Origin of the sequence: Gilliamella sp. ESL0250 (assembly GCF_013345045.1) — a bacterium.
GTDB classification, from domain to species: Bacteria; Pseudomonadota; Gammaproteobacteria; order Enterobacterales; family Orbaceae; genus Gilliamella; species Gilliamella apicola_H.
Window position 1 is genome coordinate 1 of record NZ_JAAEDV010000007.1, and the last position, 15,761, is coordinate 15,761.

At 35.0% G+C, this 15,761-nt stretch carries 13 protein-coding genes, 1 other RNA gene and 2 pseudogenes; 7 read left to right on the top strand and 9 right to left on the bottom strand.

Features of this window, described 5'->3' with window-relative positions:
• The first annotated feature begins 471 nt into the window (after positions 1 to 471).
• From GYY69_RS06810 to GYY69_RS06820, 3 genes are all read left to right on the top strand, one after another.
• Complete coding sequence (locus tag GYY69_RS06810) at positions 472 to 1,209, top strand: carbonic anhydrase (RefSeq protein ID WP_174797002.1); 738 nt, start codon at positions 472 to 474, stop codon at positions 1,207 to 1,209.
• Positions 1,210 to 1,813: 604 nt separating this feature from the next.
• A complete protein-coding gene (locus tag GYY69_RS06815; RefSeq protein ID WP_174797003.1) occupies positions 1,814 to 2,341 on the top strand; it encodes an STY0301 family protein in 528 nt (175 codons plus the stop codon).
• 123 nt (positions 2,342 to 2,464) lie between these two features.
• Positions 2,465 to 2,992 (top strand): STY0301 family protein, encoded by a 528-nt coding sequence (locus GYY69_RS06820; protein ID WP_174797004.1) that lies wholly within the window; start codon positions 2,465 to 2,467, stop codon positions 2,990 to 2,992.
• A 201-nt stretch (positions 2,993 to 3,193) separates the two neighbouring features.
• Here the strand turns inward: GYY69_RS06820 and GYY69_RS06825 are convergent, their stop codons facing one another.
• The 6 genes from GYY69_RS06825 to GYY69_RS06850 all read right to left on the bottom strand — a co-directional run bounded on the left by GYY69_RS06825 (position 3,194) and on the right by GYY69_RS06850 (position 6,890).
• Positions 3,194 to 3,763: a hypothetical protein gene (locus tag GYY69_RS06825; RefSeq protein ID WP_160430361.1), complete on the bottom strand. Its 570-nt coding sequence runs from the start codon at positions 3,761 to 3,763 to the stop codon at positions 3,194 to 3,196.
• A gap of 354 nt (positions 3,764 to 4,117) precedes the next feature.
• Positions 4,118 to 4,450 carry an integrase core domain-containing protein gene (locus GYY69_RS06830; protein ID WP_075539333.1) on the bottom strand — a complete coding sequence of 111 codons (333 nt, stop codon included), beginning with the start codon at positions 4,448 to 4,450 and terminating at the stop codon, positions 4,118 to 4,120.
• Positions 4,428 to 4,694, bottom strand: a complete 267-nt coding sequence (locus GYY69_RS06835) for an IS3 family transposase (RefSeq protein WP_065581808.1) — start codon at positions 4,692 to 4,694, stop codon at positions 4,428 to 4,430. The genes GYY69_RS06830 and GYY69_RS06835 overlap by 23 nt, the downstream gene beginning before the upstream one ends.
• A 55-nt stretch (positions 4,695 to 4,749) precedes the next feature.
• Positions 4,750 to 5,379 (bottom strand): peroxiredoxin-like family protein, encoded by a 630-nt coding sequence (locus tag GYY69_RS06840; protein ID WP_065581809.1) that lies wholly within the window; start codon positions 5,377 to 5,379, stop codon positions 4,750 to 4,752.
• The gene (locus GYY69_RS06845; RefSeq protein ID WP_065581810.1) at positions 5,366 to 5,953 is read right to left on the bottom strand and encodes a DNA alkylation repair protein; all 588 of its coding nucleotides are present in this window, start codon (positions 5,951 to 5,953) and stop codon (positions 5,366 to 5,368) included. The genes GYY69_RS06840 and GYY69_RS06845 overlap by 14 nt, the downstream gene beginning before the upstream one ends.
• 454 nt (positions 5,954 to 6,407) lie before the next feature.
• A complete protein-coding gene (locus GYY69_RS06850; protein WP_065581812.1) occupies positions 6,408 to 6,890 on the bottom strand; it encodes a MarR family winged helix-turn-helix transcriptional regulator in 483 nt (160 codons plus the stop codon).
• 242 nt (positions 6,891 to 7,132) lie between these two features.
• Here GYY69_RS06850 and GYY69_RS06855 point away from each other — a divergent pair.
• Together GYY69_RS06855 and GYY69_RS06860 are read left to right on the top strand one after the other, a co-directional pair.
• A pseudogene (locus tag GYY69_RS06855) lies at positions 7,133 to 8,206 on the top strand (IS3 family transposase).
• An 8-nt stretch (positions 8,207 to 8,214) separates the two neighbouring features.
• Positions 8,215 to 8,385: a hypothetical protein gene (locus tag GYY69_RS06860; RefSeq protein WP_174786988.1), complete on the top strand. Its 171-nt coding sequence runs from the start codon at positions 8,215 to 8,217 to the stop codon at positions 8,383 to 8,385.
• Positions 8,386 to 8,431: 46 nt separating this feature from the next.
• Here GYY69_RS06860 and ssrA read toward each other — a convergent pair.
• Positions 8,432 to 8,796: a transfer-messenger RNA gene (ssrA, locus tag GYY69_RS06865) on the bottom strand.
• A gap of 1,520 nt (positions 8,797 to 10,316) precedes the next feature.
• Here ssrA and GYY69_RS06870 point away from each other — a divergent pair.
• On the top strand, positions 10,317 to 11,213 hold the full coding sequence (locus tag GYY69_RS06870; RefSeq protein WP_174797005.1) for a DMT family transporter: 897 nt from the start codon (positions 10,317 to 10,319) through the stop codon (positions 11,211 to 11,213).
• An 84-nt stretch (positions 11,214 to 11,297) separates the two neighbouring features.
• On the opposite strand, the gene GYY69_RS06875 is transcribed toward GYY69_RS06870, so the two are convergent.
• Together GYY69_RS06875 and mprF are read right to left on the bottom strand one after the other, a co-directional pair.
• A complete protein-coding gene (locus GYY69_RS06875; protein ID WP_174797006.1) occupies positions 11,298 to 12,578 on the bottom strand; it encodes a virulence factor family protein in 1,281 nt (426 codons plus the stop codon).
• Position 12,579: 1 nt separating this feature from the next.
• Complete coding sequence (gene mprF, locus GYY69_RS06880) at positions 12,580 to 15,183, bottom strand: bifunctional lysylphosphatidylglycerol flippase/synthetase MprF (RefSeq protein ID WP_202984965.1); 2,604 nt, start codon at positions 15,181 to 15,183, stop codon at positions 12,580 to 12,582.
• 334 nt (positions 15,184 to 15,517) lie between these two features.
• Here mprF and GYY69_RS13095 point away from each other — a divergent pair.
• Positions 15,518 to 15,613, top strand: a pseudogene (locus tag GYY69_RS13095) (IS5/IS1182 family transposase); the annotation flags it as partial.
• Between the last annotated feature and the right edge of the window lie 148 nt (positions 15,614 to 15,761).

Below are 15,761 nucleotides of genomic sequence, written 5' to 3' on the forward strand. Positions count from 1 at the left end.
ACGATGTAATCTACAACGACGATGACTCTGACTTTGACAGTTTCAGTGTTATTTGCACCGCACCTTAGCTTTTAGCATTGAGTTCTTAATCATTAAGGCGCAGTGATACTTATATGACTGTAGTTGGTTAAGTTATCAAAGAACAACCCCCACCTAGTTGGGGACGCTGAGCAGGCAGAGTCTGCGAGTTTTGCGCTTTAATGACGGAAAATCAAAAAAAACACTTCCCTGACTGACGACGCTTAAGCTGTGAAGAGTTACTCAACATAAACAATTAGACATTATCATAATAAAAATTGAGTAAAATTATTACCAAACAAAACAGGCTATTTTTTATCTGGTTTTTTGTATAAATGTCAAACGATTTTTTTATAAAAATATCAAAAAGTGATGATGTGTGATTGTAGTAAGGTGGTTTTTTGTGGCGTATAATTTGGTTCCCACTAAACAACTTTCTGACGTAAAATCAACATGAAATTTAATATAATCATTGCAGCCTTAATGGCAACCAGTTTATCTTGTGCTGCTGTAGAGCCTGCTCCGCATTGGGATTATGAAGGCGAATTTAAACCCGAAAATTGGGGAAAACTTTCACCTGAATTTTCAACCTGTGAAAACGGCAAAAATCAATCGCCGATCAATATTGAACATGCACTAAAAACGCACCATGATAAACTTAAACTGGTGTTTAAACCCAGCAAGCAAGAAATCATCAACAACGGCCATACCATTCAAATCAATGTTAACGAAGGTAATACCTTAGAAATTGATAATGAAATCTTTACGTTACAACAATTCCATTTTCATGCACCAAGCGAAAATATGATTAAAAGTAAACCCTTTCCGATGGAAGCTCACTTTGTTTATAAAAACGACAAGGGCGACTTAACGGTTGTTGGTCTTATGTTTAATAGGGGAAAATCTAACCCCGAATTAGCTAAAGCTTGGCAACATATTCCGACACAAGTAGGAAATACTGCGGCATTAAGTCAGCCGGTTAATATTAAGGCATTATTGCCAAATAGATTAGATTTTTACCGCTTTAGCGGCTCACTAACAACACCGCCTTGTACGGAAGGTGTGAGATGGATTATTTTAGAACAAGAAAGTAGCGCATCTGCCAAACAAATTGAAAAATTCCACTCAATCATACATCACGATAACAACCGTCCAATTCAGCCTTTAAATGGTCGTGTGATAGTTAACTAATACTTTTTGGCTCTATCGGTGAGAGCGAGTAGAGCCAATAATTACTGCACTTATCACTTATAACACACTAAAATATATAATGTATTTTTTAATGATTTTTCGTAATTAAATATTATACGCATACCGTATAAAAATTTTACGCTATCATCAAATAATATTAATACCCTGTCAAAACATGAAAATTTATGTAATCAGGGCTACTTTATTGATTTTATGTTCAGGTGTTTTTTATCTTTATCTTTATCTTATCTTTAGTGCCTCAGCGTCTTGATAGTCATCACTCATATTCTATAAATATGAGTGGATAGGTTAAGCTAACTGCCCATTCTATCGTTATATGCTTTTAGGGATGAAAGCATGATTATTGGCAAATTAAGGTTAAATCATCAAAGAAAAGTTTCTCCAGCTCAAGAGCAATTGCGCCCACCAATATAACAGCAATGCTTAATCCTGCATGAGTTACAAAACAAGTTGGGTTTGTAATAATGTACTTAATCCACAATTGATCACCTAATATAAATGATTAATGACTTAAATTTTAAAAAAGGTTATATTATTCAACACTAAAAATAGTGTTTTTTATAATTAAAAAGGAATAGTTAACATGAAAGGAAAAATTTTTAGTATTGCCATAATATTATTAGCTGGAGCTTGTATGCCCCTTTCAGCTAATGCAATTTATGAGATAACTTGCCCTGATTCTGTTCAGGTAAACGCGATTTCCACCGAATTAGAAACATTACCTGAAGGATGGCAAATATCCGAACAAAAAAATCTGTTGTTACGAGTTGATAGTGGTGAAGTATACCATGGTAAACCAGTGAATTTAGGACAGATGATACCCTTTACAACTACCATTAAAGGTAAAAAATATAAGGATTCATGGAGTGTTGATACTCGTTATGATACACCTAATGATACTGGTTATTGGTTTAATTGTTCTTATTCACGTAATCGGGTTCGCTTAATAAAACACATCGATCCAACCATGAAAACCTGCTGGGTAATCACTTCAAAAGATGCAAAAGGTAATATGAAAGTAAAACTAAATTGCGATAAAAAAATACATGAAGGTCGACAATCATACTCTAAAGGTGAAAATAAAGTTAGTTTAAGCTCTAACATCGGATAAAGTTAGATAGCAAAAATAGCCTTGGTTTAGATAGTTAATAGTCTAATGCATTTAACTTAATAAAATGATATTAACTATTAGAAATCATTGTATTTTTTATAAGATTAAGAAGGAATAGCAAACATGAAAGGTAAAATTTTAAGTTTAGCAGCAATTGTCGTAATAGGGGGGAGTCTTTGCCGTTCAGCTAATGCAAATCAAGAGATAGTTTGTCCCGAATCGGTAAAAATAAAATATGCTAAACCTGAACTAGAAGTTGTGCCTGAAGGCTGGGAAGTGTCTGAAAAAGGCTATGATAAGAATAAAATTAATGGTTTAATCTTGCCAGAAGATATCGCTCACACCAGTTCTCTTATTCGACTAAATCAAGTAGAAGTATATTCCGGAAAATCAACAGATTCAGCAAAAAGAATAAAAACCAAGCCCGCAATGATAAATGGGAAAAAATATAAGGCAGTTTGGTTGTTAGAGAGCAGTGATGATACTAATAAACTGAGCTTTTGGGCTAGCTGTAATTATAACTACAATAACGAAGTACAATTGACAAAGCCTATTGATGCATCACTGAAAACTTGTTGGGCAGTTGACACCCAAAATCAGCATCAAGGAACACTTGCTAAATTAGTGTGTAGTACTGAAAAAGCAAAATAAATTAATATTAGTTTGGATATTTCGGGGGATATGTTCACATTTCCCACAAAAGTTATACCTCAATAAAGATAGTAAAAGGTAGTCGTTTGTGACTGCCTTTTACTTTTGTCAGAGATTAGCGTTTTATATAGTCCTTTATCACACTTATAACCATATTGGAGCAAGTGAAATAAATAATGAAAATCTGGTTTGATTAAATCGTTATATAGATTGCTTCTCTATATGTTGATTTATAAAATCAATGACAGGTTGCCAAATTTCTTGTTCGGGTGCTTGATAATCCCATAAAGGTGTAACCAACTCATCTAATATTTGCAATTTAGCGAGAAAATTTTTTGAATAGGTTTGACGTTGTTCATCTGACATGGCTAGTAACCTTTCTGACGAAATGTATTTGCGCTTTTGCCGTGGGTTTTCAATAAAATTGCCTAAACTACATAATTCTTTCTCATTTTCACATTCTGAATAGGAAAAGGGATAAGTTTGTTCTACTTGTTCAAAAGCATCTGCAATTTGCGGTAAATTTACTGCTTTCATTGCTGGTACAACATATTTTGCTGTAGCATAATTCCATAAAAGATTACACCAACCATCACTTTGCCAATGACTAATGGTATGAATGACAACAAAAGCATAGAAAGCATTTCGATCCAGTTTTGTGCTTAGCTCTGATTCGCAAGGGATACACTCATAAATCTTATCAAAGAACGCGATGACATCTTCAAAATCAGATAGCTTTTGATTCTGAGTTAACATATTAATTGTTATCATATTATTTCCTTATCCTAATTTATTTGAATTTTAACATATTTGAAAAGCAATGAAATGCTATCTTAGCAGCAGTCTTAAAATTGTGCTGTTTTATGGGGTGGTTACAACCTGTCCCTTGATATTCACGTCCGTTATAGGTATAAATACATTCAATGATATAAGGACATTGGGCTAATACATCATTTTGTAGAAACTGTGTTGAGCTAAATTGGGATTTATCGGGGTATATGACCCCATAAAGCTCACGTAAAAAATCAGTCTCGTGTTTTTTTTCGTTTCATTTTTAAGTAACGGTAAACGTTTGGTGTCAACATAGAGCATTCCGCCTTGATAGGGTTTATTATCGCGCTTAGCTTATCTTCTTAATTTATCTTCAATGGACTTTTCAACTTTAACCAGATGTTTAATACCATAAAAGAGAGTTTTATATCGTTCGTTTTTACTTGTCAAAGGAACAAATGTAAATACCCCAAACTTAGTACAAGATTCAAGTAGAAAATAATACTCCTTGTTTAGGGTTTTATACTCAATCTGCGTCATATTATTTAATGCTTCATGAGGTTTTTCGTTGTTATAACTGGTTAGCCATTCTTCTGTTACCTTTCTTGCTTGTTCCAGATTATTAAATAGATATAAATCTAGTACCTCTGTGCGATAGATGCGATTAAATCGTTCCAATATACCCATTTTGATATGGGTTGCCGAGCTCAATATAATCAATGGCTATATCATGTGATTTAGCCCAGTTAATAAACGTATTTCCAGTGAATTCCGGTCCATTATCTACTCGTATTTTGAGTGGATAATTATGATATTCAGCCAGTTTATCCAGATAACGGGTGATCCTGCCAGCCGGCAAACTGACCGCAATATCAATGCCTAGCACCTCACGATTAAAGTCATCGATGACATTGAAGTGTGGATAATTCAACAGTAGATTCTTATATAAGCCCTTTAGACTCTATATAAATTAATCCAAATGATTTTTAAAGTTTAATATCACATACATCAGCTCTTTCCATATAATTTGTGGAAACTGAAGAAAATAGAATTTTTTTATTTTTATCAATAAGATAAGTTGCAGGAATAGGCAGTTTATACGTCTTATCATTATTAAATAATTCTAAATCTGCTCCCATGTTTTTATAGATATCACGAACATTTTCTTGCAGCGTAAAAACAAGCCCATATTTATCAGCAATTTCGTTCCCTTTATCAGAAAGTATTCTAAATTCGAGGTTATTTCGTACCGTTACATCGTGATTAAAATGAATAGTTTGAGGAGAAATCGCAATAACCGTTGCACTATCAATAAGATTGTTATTTATAGCTTCTTGGTAATGTGCTAATTCAGCCATACAAAACGGACACCAATTACCACGAAAAAAGCTAAGTATAACTGGATTATGTTGCAATGTATCGTAGAGCGAAATAGGTAGACCCTCAGCATCTGGCAACGTAAAATCAGGAGCTATATCACCGACTTTAAGAGCGTGGTTTTCTAAATTTAGCTCTATAAGTTCATGAAGTGATTGTCCGAACGCATTTAAAATATCAACTGGCACAGTTTGCGCCATTTCTTTTTGTATTAGCTCAAGTTTTTCATTTAATTTCATGATTATTTTCCTTTAGAGGTTTATTTATTGTGCGTATAGCTTTTTTAACAATACGCTGTGTAAATGCTGAATCACTTTCTGATAACCATTGTGAATAGAGGTCTGATACCCAACTTGGTCGAGTTTTACTTGCATCATTTAACCAATTAGCAACTGAATCTTGGACATATTTTTCAGGTTCGTTTTTTAATGGTTCAAGTAAAGAAAGAGCCATTTCAGGTTGTGTTTTTAACTCACTAATATGCTTAGACCAACCCCCTCTAGGCCTTAAACATTCAACAGCAAACCACCTAACGTAGGGATTTGGGTTTATTACCCAAGTAGAAAGTAATTGAATAGAAACAATTAAATCAGAAGATAATTTTTCTCGAACGGCCATCCAAACCCATTTGCAAACTCTAAAGTGGATATCTTTAGCGTAAGATTGAATCTGGATAAGTAATTCTTGTAGCGATAGTGGAGGTTTCTTTTGGGTAAGAACCACTCTAAATAAATGCTCTTGATCTATTTGTAAGCATTCATTGAGATTAGTCGTGGCACCAAGCCCGTTATTCAATATGTCAATACGATTCATTATTCGTAACACCCTGGTAATATGATATTGTTGGGGTAGATGATTTTTTAATCTGTTCAGTTAACTTTCCATGTATCGTATCACTCATAAAATACTGACTCATAAAGACCGAATGAAGTCGATATGGAGTAAAACCGAAGGTTCTTCCCATTGTCAGCAATTCATAATAACAATCAATAATCTGATCTACATGTAATACTATTAAAAGCCGATTATTCGGCATAATTATTAAGTACGGAGAGAAATAAGGTAGTTTTCGTTCACTTTTAATAAGCCCTTTGAGAACATATTCTCGACTTATCAACCAAATAGCTTCAAAAAACGCATCATACGTGGAAGCAAATTTTATTGTTATCTTATCTTTAATAAAAGATGATTTGTTAAGATGCGTAACAATTCTAAGATTCTTTGTTTCCTGAAGCATATCAGTAATCTCTAAATTCATAAATTATAATTAATCATCTTTAAGCTGAGACATTTTATTTAAAATACAAACGAGCGTTTTAATTTCAGAATCTGTTAAATTTTTTGTAATGTTAGCAATCCAAAGACTATGTTCCTTGAAGATTCGGTGTATCAAATCTTGGCCTTTTTTAGTCAGAGTAATATCAATTTTTCTTCCATCGGTGATGTCTTCAGTTTTATTGACCAATTTTTCTTTAACTAAAGAATGAATGAAAGAGGTTATCGTTGGTTTTGTAACTCCACTCAGAGTAGCAATTTCTTGCGGTGATAGCACCTTATGCTCAAATAGAAGTACGAGCACCATAAAACGCCCCTCAGATAACTGATAATCACTTAGTCGTTTAGCACATTCTTTGTCTATTCTCATTCCAGTAGAAAGTATACTAAAACAAGCTTCTACCGATAATATATTGGCTGCTTTATGTTTTTTAATAATACGAGCTAATGATATATATTTTTTTTCCAACTTCACGATTATGACCTCCTTTTAATATAGTTAGATGTCTAACTAAACTGCCAAAAAAATAGTTAGACATCTAACTATATCTGGATTATAAAAAAAACATATTCCTTGTCAAGAAATATTAAAAAATAATTTCACTTAAGTATAAAGCTCATCAACAAAACAAATTAATACAGATTGTAACTACCCCCTAAAATAGTACAGCAAAAAAGTAGAAAATTCTCTATGATAAAAGTAAAGGGGATTTAATTATGAAAAAAATGACTGAATATCAAATCGTCGCTATTTTAAAAGAAGCTGAAGCGGGTATTCCCGTTAAAGAACTGTGCCGTAAATAGGGCATGGGTAATTCAACTTTCTATAAATGGCGGGAAAAATACGGCGGAATGGAAACTTCGGACATCAAACGCTTAAAGGAGCTGGAGGTTGAAAACCGTAAGCTTAAGCAGATGTTTGCCGAGCTGAGCTTAAAATCCCAGCTTCAGGAAGAAATCATAAAAAAGCTTTAGTGCCCACAACAGCACGTAAAACGTGGGCACAGCAACTACAACAAAATCATTTAGTTACTATTGCTATGAGTTGTGCCATTGTTGGCTTAAGCCATTGTGCTTACTATTATCAACCTAAGTTACTGGATGATTCGGTGATTATTTCGGTGTTGAATGCTATCACAGACCGGCATTTACGCTGGGGCTTTCCTAAATGCTTTAATCGTATCAAAAAGCTCGGCTATAAATGGAATCATAAACGGGTGTATTGTGAGTTGAAACTTAATATTAGGGCTAAACGTAAAAAACGTATCCCCCAACGAACACCAGAAAAGCTATTGGATCCTAATAAACAAGGTGAATGTTGGTCAATGGATTTTATGAGTGACAGTAGCCGTAATCAACGTCGCTTTAGGACCCTCAATGTCATCGATGACTTTAATCGTGAGGCGCTAGGCATTGATATTGCAGTAAGCTTACCGGCAGGGAGAATTACCCGTTACTTAGATAAACTGGCCAAATATCATGGCTATCCATTAAAAATACGAGTCGATAATGGGCCAGAATTTACAGGAAAAACCTTTATAAACTGGGCTAAATCCCATTGATATAGCCATTGATTATATCCAGCCCGGTAGCCCTTATCAAAATGGCTATATTGAACGATTTAATCGTACCTATCGTACTGAAGTACTCGATTTATATCTTTTTAACAATTTAGCGCAAGCAAGGAGAATAACCGAAGAATGGTTAACGATTTATAATACCGAAAGACCGCATGAGGCATTAAATAATATGACACCGATTGAGTATAAAACACTAAAACAAGCAGCATGATTTTCTACGTGAGTTGTGTACTAAGTTTGGGGTATTTACAGCGATTACATCCAGATATTTATATGGATGAGTTATTAGTTGGAATGCGTACTATTAATCAAGTTTTAGCGCATATTATGAAAAAACTTGATATTTATGATGAAGTTAAATTAGATACATCTGAATTGTATGTTAAGTAAAAATTTATTTATAAATTTAACTTAATGCAGATGGCAAAGGACTAAGTGGTGGAGCTGGCGGGAGTTGAACCCGCGTCCGAAATCTCTACATCCTCGGTACTACATGCGTAGTTTGTTTTTGAATTTCATCTACCCGCTGCGAACAAACACGCCACTGATAGACTAGCTTGATTAAGTTTAATGCTTCCGCCCCAAGCAAGGCTTCCACACGATCTCGTTTGGGTTTGACTCCTCTTGATCCCCGTCCTACGAGCGGAGGCTAGGGAGAGAAGGCTCTATGCAGGTTATTAAGCTGCTAGTGCGTAGTTTTCGTCGTTTGCGACTATTTTTTTGCGGTTTATTTACGAGGCCTACCGCACCTCGGCATGCACCTTGGGTTTCGCAAATCCCGTCGAATCCAGAATCAGCCCCAATTGTGAATTGTACCTAAGCACAATATCAGGGCATTATAGGTGAATTCAAGATGGAATACAAGTTAGCCAACTGCTGAGTTAGCCCGATTTTTGAGCGGAGTATATCGCGATCGTTTTAGGATTGCTATTTAATCAAAATTTACCTATTTTAATTTTGTAAAAAAGTTTCAGGTAACTATGTGTTTCAGTATAAAAATAAAGTTTGTAACCGCTAAATTAGGTTTAGGAATTAATCGCGTTATTTACCGTAATTTGAGAAACGACTGTTATAAATAGATATAAAAAAACAAAACTAACGCCAAATCACAAACAGGCGATATAGCGTTGATATCATAAAGAAAAATCACCGCCACAATGTTTCAGCTGTTTGACCATATATAACGTGCTAAAAAAGCCTGATTTCAAGCTATATTTTTGTAAAAAATATTCAGGATTCTATACCGTTTCGTGATCCATTGCGACTTTGCAGTATTTATTAGATCATGTAATAACCATGGTATCAATCAAACATTCATAAAACCTGTCTGCTAACAAATGAATGGGCAAGCTGAAAGCGATAAGGACTTTAATGAATATGTGATATTTGCTTTTCAGGTTATATTTTTTTTGTAAAAAATATTCAGGATTCTATACCGTTTCGTGATCCATTGCGACTTTGCAGTATTTATTAGATTGTGTAATAACTATGGTATCAATCAAACACTCATAAAACCCGCCTGCTAACAAATGAATGGGCAAGATGAAAGCGATAAGGACTTTAATGACTATGTGATATTTGCTTTTCAGGTTATATTTTTTTGTAAAAAATATTCAGGATTCTATACCGTTTCGTGATCCATTGCGACTTTGCAGTATTTATTAGATCGTGTAATAACCATGGTATCAATCAAACACTCATAAAACCCGCTTGCTAACAAATGAGTGGCAAGCTGAAAGCATAGGGACTTTTATGGTGATGTGGCATAACCACGTTTTTTACAAATTAGGTATATGACAGTCTGATCATTTTGTATTTTGATTAATGTGAATGAGCAAGTTTTATAATAGTTATAACTATTTTAAAATATTTAAAAAATAATTTATATTTAAAATCAAACGGTTAGTTGTTTTTTGCTTAAATATATAAAAAATATATGAAATTAAATTGAACTTTTTGCCGTTTAATCTGTCTATATTAACAGATTACGTTTTTCATTTTTTGCCTTCCACTCAAATCTTCGAGTGGATTTTTTTTGTCTTATATTTTCCCCCTCTAAAGCAATTTATTAAATCCTTTATTTATTATTAACAGTTGGCGCTAGTTTTTTTATTATTTTTGCTAGAAATAATTTGCGCTTATATAGGCAGAAAGATAGTATTGCTAAAATTTTGGTTATTTAAATAGCGCCTTTTTATTCGTTATCAAGCCTTTTCAAAAAATTGTTTAAAACTATTTTGAGTATCATTACTTTTAATAATAGCTTAGGCAATAAGCTGTGCTTGGGTTACGAAATCGTTATGTGCGCAGAGAGAATTATTATGTTATTTTCAAACAGGACACAAGGACACTTAATTGCCTTAATGACAGTGTTTCTTTGGGGAACAACATTTATCGCAACTAAGATATTATTAATTGATTTTAAACCAGTTGAGATCTTGTTTTTTCGATTTGGACTTGGTTATCTAACTCTTTGGATATTATCGCCGCGTTTTTTGGCTTGGCAGGGCGTTAAGCAAGAGTGTCTGTTTTTATGCGCAGGGCTTTGTGGTGTCACTTGTTACTTTTTGTGTGAAAATATTGCATTAACTTATACAACGACGTCTAATGTTGGGGTGATTACTACTTTAGCACCAATATTTACTGCAATATTATCGATATTCTTTTTGAAGACTGAAACACCACCTAAACGCTTTTATATGGGATGTTTATTTGCAATTGTTGGTGTTGGATTAATTAGTTTTAATGGGCAGTTTGTGCTTTCGCTCAATCCCCTTGGTGATCTGCTAACTATGTTAGCTTGTTTGTTTTGGGCTTGTTATTCAATTTTAGTAAAAAAGAGTAGCAATTATGGTTACAATACAATTTTATTAACAAGAAGATTCTTTTTTTATGGTCTGATGTTGATGTTGCCAGTATTGCCTTTCTTCGATTTTGAATGGCAATTGTCTCGTTTTACCGATCCTGTAAATCTACTCAATATTTTGTTTTTGGGTGTTGGCGCTTCGGCAATTTGCTTTGCATCTTGGAATTATGCCGTTAAATTAGTAGGGGCAGTTAAAATTAGTATTTATTTATATTTGGTTCCGATTCTTACCATTATTGCTGCCGTTGTGATTTTGCACGAGCCGTTTACTTGGATTGCTGCTATTGGTACATTGTTTACACTTTGTGGCGTGTTATTATCAGAAAGCAAAATCAGCGTAAAAAGAAAATAAGCCGTTTTTGCTAAATTGAAAATGAACAGGCGCATTAGCGCCTGTTTAATCATTTTTTAAAACATTTTGGTATTATGAATCGAATTATTGCATTCTTTTATCAATGGCATCCATGATAATTTTACCCAAATGTTCATAATTTTCATCGAAATGGTGTCCACCGGGTAATTTGAATGTTTCTCCTTTCATTTCTGGTTGTAAGCATCCAGTATCATCTATTTCTTCTTCACCATAAATACAAAATAGTTTGCTGGCAGGAATGTTATTGACTTCTGGAGCTGTTTTCATTTCGTTACCCGATTGACCAAGCCAACCACTGATTTCAATTTCAAAATTAGCATTTTTTGAAAATGCGATCATCACAATGGCTTGAACGCTATTTTGATCTGCGCTTGATAAACGGTTGTAAAGTGCAGGTAGAATATCTCCACCAAATGAATACCCGGCAAGCACAAAACGGGTTGTTCCCCATTTTTCACGATATTGTTGCATTAAGTAAGCAAGATCTTTTGCACTACGCTCAACCGAACGATGTTGCCAAAATAGTTTTAATGCATCAACCCCCACTACCGAATAACCGTGCGAAGCCATATACTCGGCTGATACCTTATCTAAATCACGCCAGCCACCATCTCCCGAATAATAAAGCGTAACCGTATTAGGGTAAACTTCTTTGCTGGTTGCGGGTAATTCAATAACAGGTAGCTGTTCATGTTTGCCAAATAAAATCGACGCAAGGTGTATACTCAGTAGTTCAACTGGCGAAGCCTGATATTCTCCAATTGCCGTTGTAACAGCGATTTTTTTTTGCTCACGAGGAAATACAGCCACTTCTTCTTCGGGAGGATTATTCCAAATTACTTGCCATGTTCCGTGGTTTGCTTGTGTTGGTAGCGCAGCATCACAATCTTTATGATCGAGTGTGAATTCAATTGATAGTGCTTTAGCATCATCACTTTGTTGTTCGGCTAACCAACGGTATGCAAAAGCAGCTCCTTCTTGCATACCTGCGACAGCAAAATTAGACTCGTCTAACACTTTTACGGCTTGTTTAAACCGATTTTTTTGTTCGGCACAGCTTGCCTGTGGCTTTAATTCAAACTGAACCAGTTTTGCGCCCGTTTTTTCTGATAAATTTAATAGTTGTTGTTCTGTAAAATGATTATCTTTGGTGGCCACTATAACAGCTGCTGCTTCAGCAGTTTGTTTAGGACTTGCCGATATAATAGACAGATCATTGTTGATAGTGATGACGTTTACTGATGCACTGCTTTGGTTTTTTATCAGATACCAACCAACCAAGCCCAGCAAGGTTATGAGGAGCATGATAATTAAAAATAAAATACAACGTATGATTTTTTTCATATTATGGATTCTTATTCTTTTTTAGACCCGTTATGCCGCCTGAAATAAGAATGGTTGTGTCAATGATTGCAACTAAAGGATCCAGTCCAGCAGGCACCGCCATATAACGGGGTTCCCAATGTGTTGCAAACTTCTCTTTAAAGCGACGTAGACCTTGGAAATTATAAAAACGCCCACCACGGCGAAAAACTAATGCACCTAGTCTTTGAATCATGGGAGCACCTCGGCGCCTTTGCATGCCAGCAAGGGGTACCATGCCTAGGCTAAAATATTTATATCCTTTTTCTTGATAATGCAAAATTAATCCAACCATTAAAAATTCCATGGTTAATTTAGGAATATCTTGCACCACTCGCATTAAATCAATACTCGCTGAATGGTTTTGCTTGGTTTCTAACAGATTGACAAAAGCAATAATGCGATCTTCATAGGTAATGGCCGCGATGGTGAAATTATCCAAATATTGTTTAGAAAACGATCCTAATGAGAATCCTTTTTCTTTCGAATGTTTGTTTTTTAGCCATGCATCAGAGACTGCTTTTAATTCATCGATCGGTGCTGTTCCTGGTGGATAAAATTTTAGCGAAAGTCCATCACGTTGCCCTCGGTTCCAAGTGTAGCGAAGATCTTTATAATCTTTTGACGCCAAATCAAATATTTTTAAATTGACTAAGGCTTCTTCACCTAATTTAACGGTACGTAAACCAATATCCATATAAAAAGGTAAATTTGCTGCTTTGACTTGATAAAAAACAGGGCGAAGATTATGTTGATCACAAAGGTCACGAAAAGCCCAAATTAAATCAGCACGATCAGCATTATCGCCAATGGGATCATAAAGCGCAATCATACTTCGCCCACGCCTTGCGTACATAATGAATGAGGTTTCGGCCTCATTAAACAGTAATGACTTATCTCCAGTCATAGCAAGCCCGCCTTCAGGCTGTTTGGAATCTAGCATAATTTGGTAAGCCTTGCTAAGCTGTGCTTTGTTGGGTTTAGTTAAAATAGGTAATGCTGGGCGAAAAATCCAAAATAGCATCACACAACTTAATAAAATAAAGCTGCCCAAGGCGGCACGTAATGCTCGTGGCACTTTGCTGTCTAATTCAAATTGCCACCATAAAGCATGACTATAAGGTACATCTTGGTAGATAAATAAAATCACCCATACAAACAGTGCGATCATACCAAAACAGATGGCAAAAAATTTAAAAGAAAAAGGAATGATTATCAAGCGGCTTTTTCGATAAAAAGAGTGCCTAAAATTGATTAATAAGATGGCAATGCTTAATAATACGGTAGCTTCGATCCAATGTAATCCTCGTAATAAAGAAAGCACACTTCCTATTAATAATAATATGACCGCACCCCACCAAGCCGAAAAGAGCCGACGACGTAATCCCATTGCGAGCAATAAACATAAAATACCGATTAAACTCGCAATTAAATGGGCAATGTTGATCACTTTTTTGGGAATCAATGTGTTAACTAAGTCATGATTAAAACCGGGTAATACGCTTGAAAACATCATGACAACACCTGCGAAAAACACGGTAGAGGCCATGACCAACGCAGCAATGCCTGTTTCGGTCTCTTTTACCTGTGGTGCAGTTAAATAGTGCTTGCCTTCATTAACCAGTAATAAGATCCCTGCGGGAATAAGTGGGATTAAAATATAAATAGTTCGATAAATAACAAGCGCAACGGTTAATGGTGCTGCGCCAATTTCTGATGATAATGCCGCTAACATAATGGCTTCAAAAACACCGACCCCTCCAGGGACATGGCTTAGTACGCCAGCAACTAAGGCTAAAATGTAAACCATAATAAAAGTGATGAAATTAGGCTGTGTTGGCAATAAAAAGTAGAGAATAGCACCAGCTAAAATAGCATCAAATAACGTGATAATAAGCTGACAGATTGCTAAGCGCATGCTTGGTAAGCGAATTGTCCAGCGGAATAGTTGAAATAGCCTTGTGTCTTTATTGGGTTTTTCGGGTAATTGATGTCGATACAAAAAAACAAAAACTAAGGCATAAACACAAAATATCGATATTGCGGTTAACCATATGCCATTTTTTGACATATGAAGCGCTAGTATTGTTTGTTGTGTGTGGATTAAAGCGGCAATTGTTGCGAATAAAGGTAATGAACAACCTAATGATAACGTCACAAAAAGTGACATTCTGGCCACATCTATGGCGGTTAAGCCTTGTTTAAAATAAAGGCGGCATCGCACAGCTCCCCCAGATAAAACAGACAAACCTATCGCATTACCAATCGCAGAGGCACAAATTGCGCCAAGAATTAGCATTGATGGTTTTAATTTGACACCCGCATAACGGGCTGCTGACCATTCATAACAGATCAACATAAAATAACTGCCCACAGCCGATAAGCAAGAAAATAAAATTGCGTTAATTGGAAGATCTCGAAAGGCTTGTTTTAAATCTCTCAGATTAATTTCTTTTAATAGACTCCAACAAATCATTAATGCAATAAAAAAGATAGATAGCCCTAGTAATAAAGCTAGACGTTGGCGGTATCGAGTGAAGCGTTCAATGAACTGGCATGGCAAAACCTTGCGTACTAATGTTTTCACTAGGTGAACTCCAAAATTTGCTTTCATGATGCCTGAGATCTGCGCATTCTACCTTTCCAATCTACTGAAAACAATCGAAAGAAAATAAAGAAACGATAAAAAAACATTAATTACTGAAATTTTACTATTAACGAAGGTGTATTTATTTTAGTCATATAAGATTAAGTTACCATAGAAAGCGCGTTTAGCTTGCTAATATTATGTTTAGGCGATAAGAAAATGCTTTTTTATATGTAATAGGTAATCAGTTTATTGAAAACCTTCTGTTAAAAAACAGTGTGTTATATTATAATGGTATTGACTTGATTTTTAATTTGTGAAATTAGATTTTTTTGTTGGAAGTGTATTTGCAAAAATAAAGCATTACCATGCAAGTGCTACACGATATGATAAGTTGGTAATAAATTATGCTAGCATCGTTGTGGTATAGCGTTTGTATGATGTGGATATCAATGTAAAGGAACATCATCATGAAGTCAAAGGGGCAACGAGTTAGAATAACAAAGAAGAACAAAAGTTGGTTAGTTAAGCAGTTGGCATTAAGTTACTTTCGGTTTTTTTATCTGTGTCGCTTATGC

What these genes read in the sequence shown, in the direction of transcription:
- GYY69_RS06810 (WP_174797002.1), top strand. Translation starts at nt 472, where the DNA reads ATGAAATTTAATATAATCATTGCAGCCTTAATGGCAACCAGTTTATCT.
- GYY69_RS06815 (WP_174797003.1), top strand. Translation starts at nt 1,814, where the DNA reads ATGAAAGGAAAAATTTTTAGTATTGCCATAATATTATTAGCTGGAGCT.
- GYY69_RS06820 (WP_174797004.1), top strand. Translation starts at nt 2,465, where the DNA reads ATGAAAGGTAAAATTTTAAGTTTAGCAGCAATTGTCGTAATAGGGGGG.
- GYY69_RS06825 (WP_160430361.1), bottom strand. Translation starts at nt 3,763, where the DNA reads ATGATAACAATTAATATGTTAACTCAGAATCAAAAGCTATCTGATTTT.
- GYY69_RS06830 (WP_075539333.1), bottom strand. Translation starts at nt 4,450, where the DNA reads ATGGGTATATTGGAACGATTTAATCGCATCTATCGCACAGAGGTACTA.
- GYY69_RS06840 (WP_065581809.1), bottom strand. Translation starts at nt 5,379, where the DNA reads ATGAAATTAAATGAAAAACTTGAGCTAATACAAAAAGAAATGGCGCAA.
- GYY69_RS06845 (WP_065581810.1), bottom strand. Translation starts at nt 5,953, where the DNA reads ATGAATCGTATTGACATATTGAATAACGGGCTTGGTGCCACGACTAAT.
- GYY69_RS06870 (WP_174797005.1), top strand. Translation starts at nt 10,317, where the DNA reads ATGTTATTTTCAAACAGGACACAAGGACACTTAATTGCCTTAATGACA.
- GYY69_RS06875 (WP_174797006.1), bottom strand. Translation starts at nt 12,578, where the DNA reads ATGAAAAAAATCATACGTTGTATTTTATTTTTAATTATCATGCTCCTC.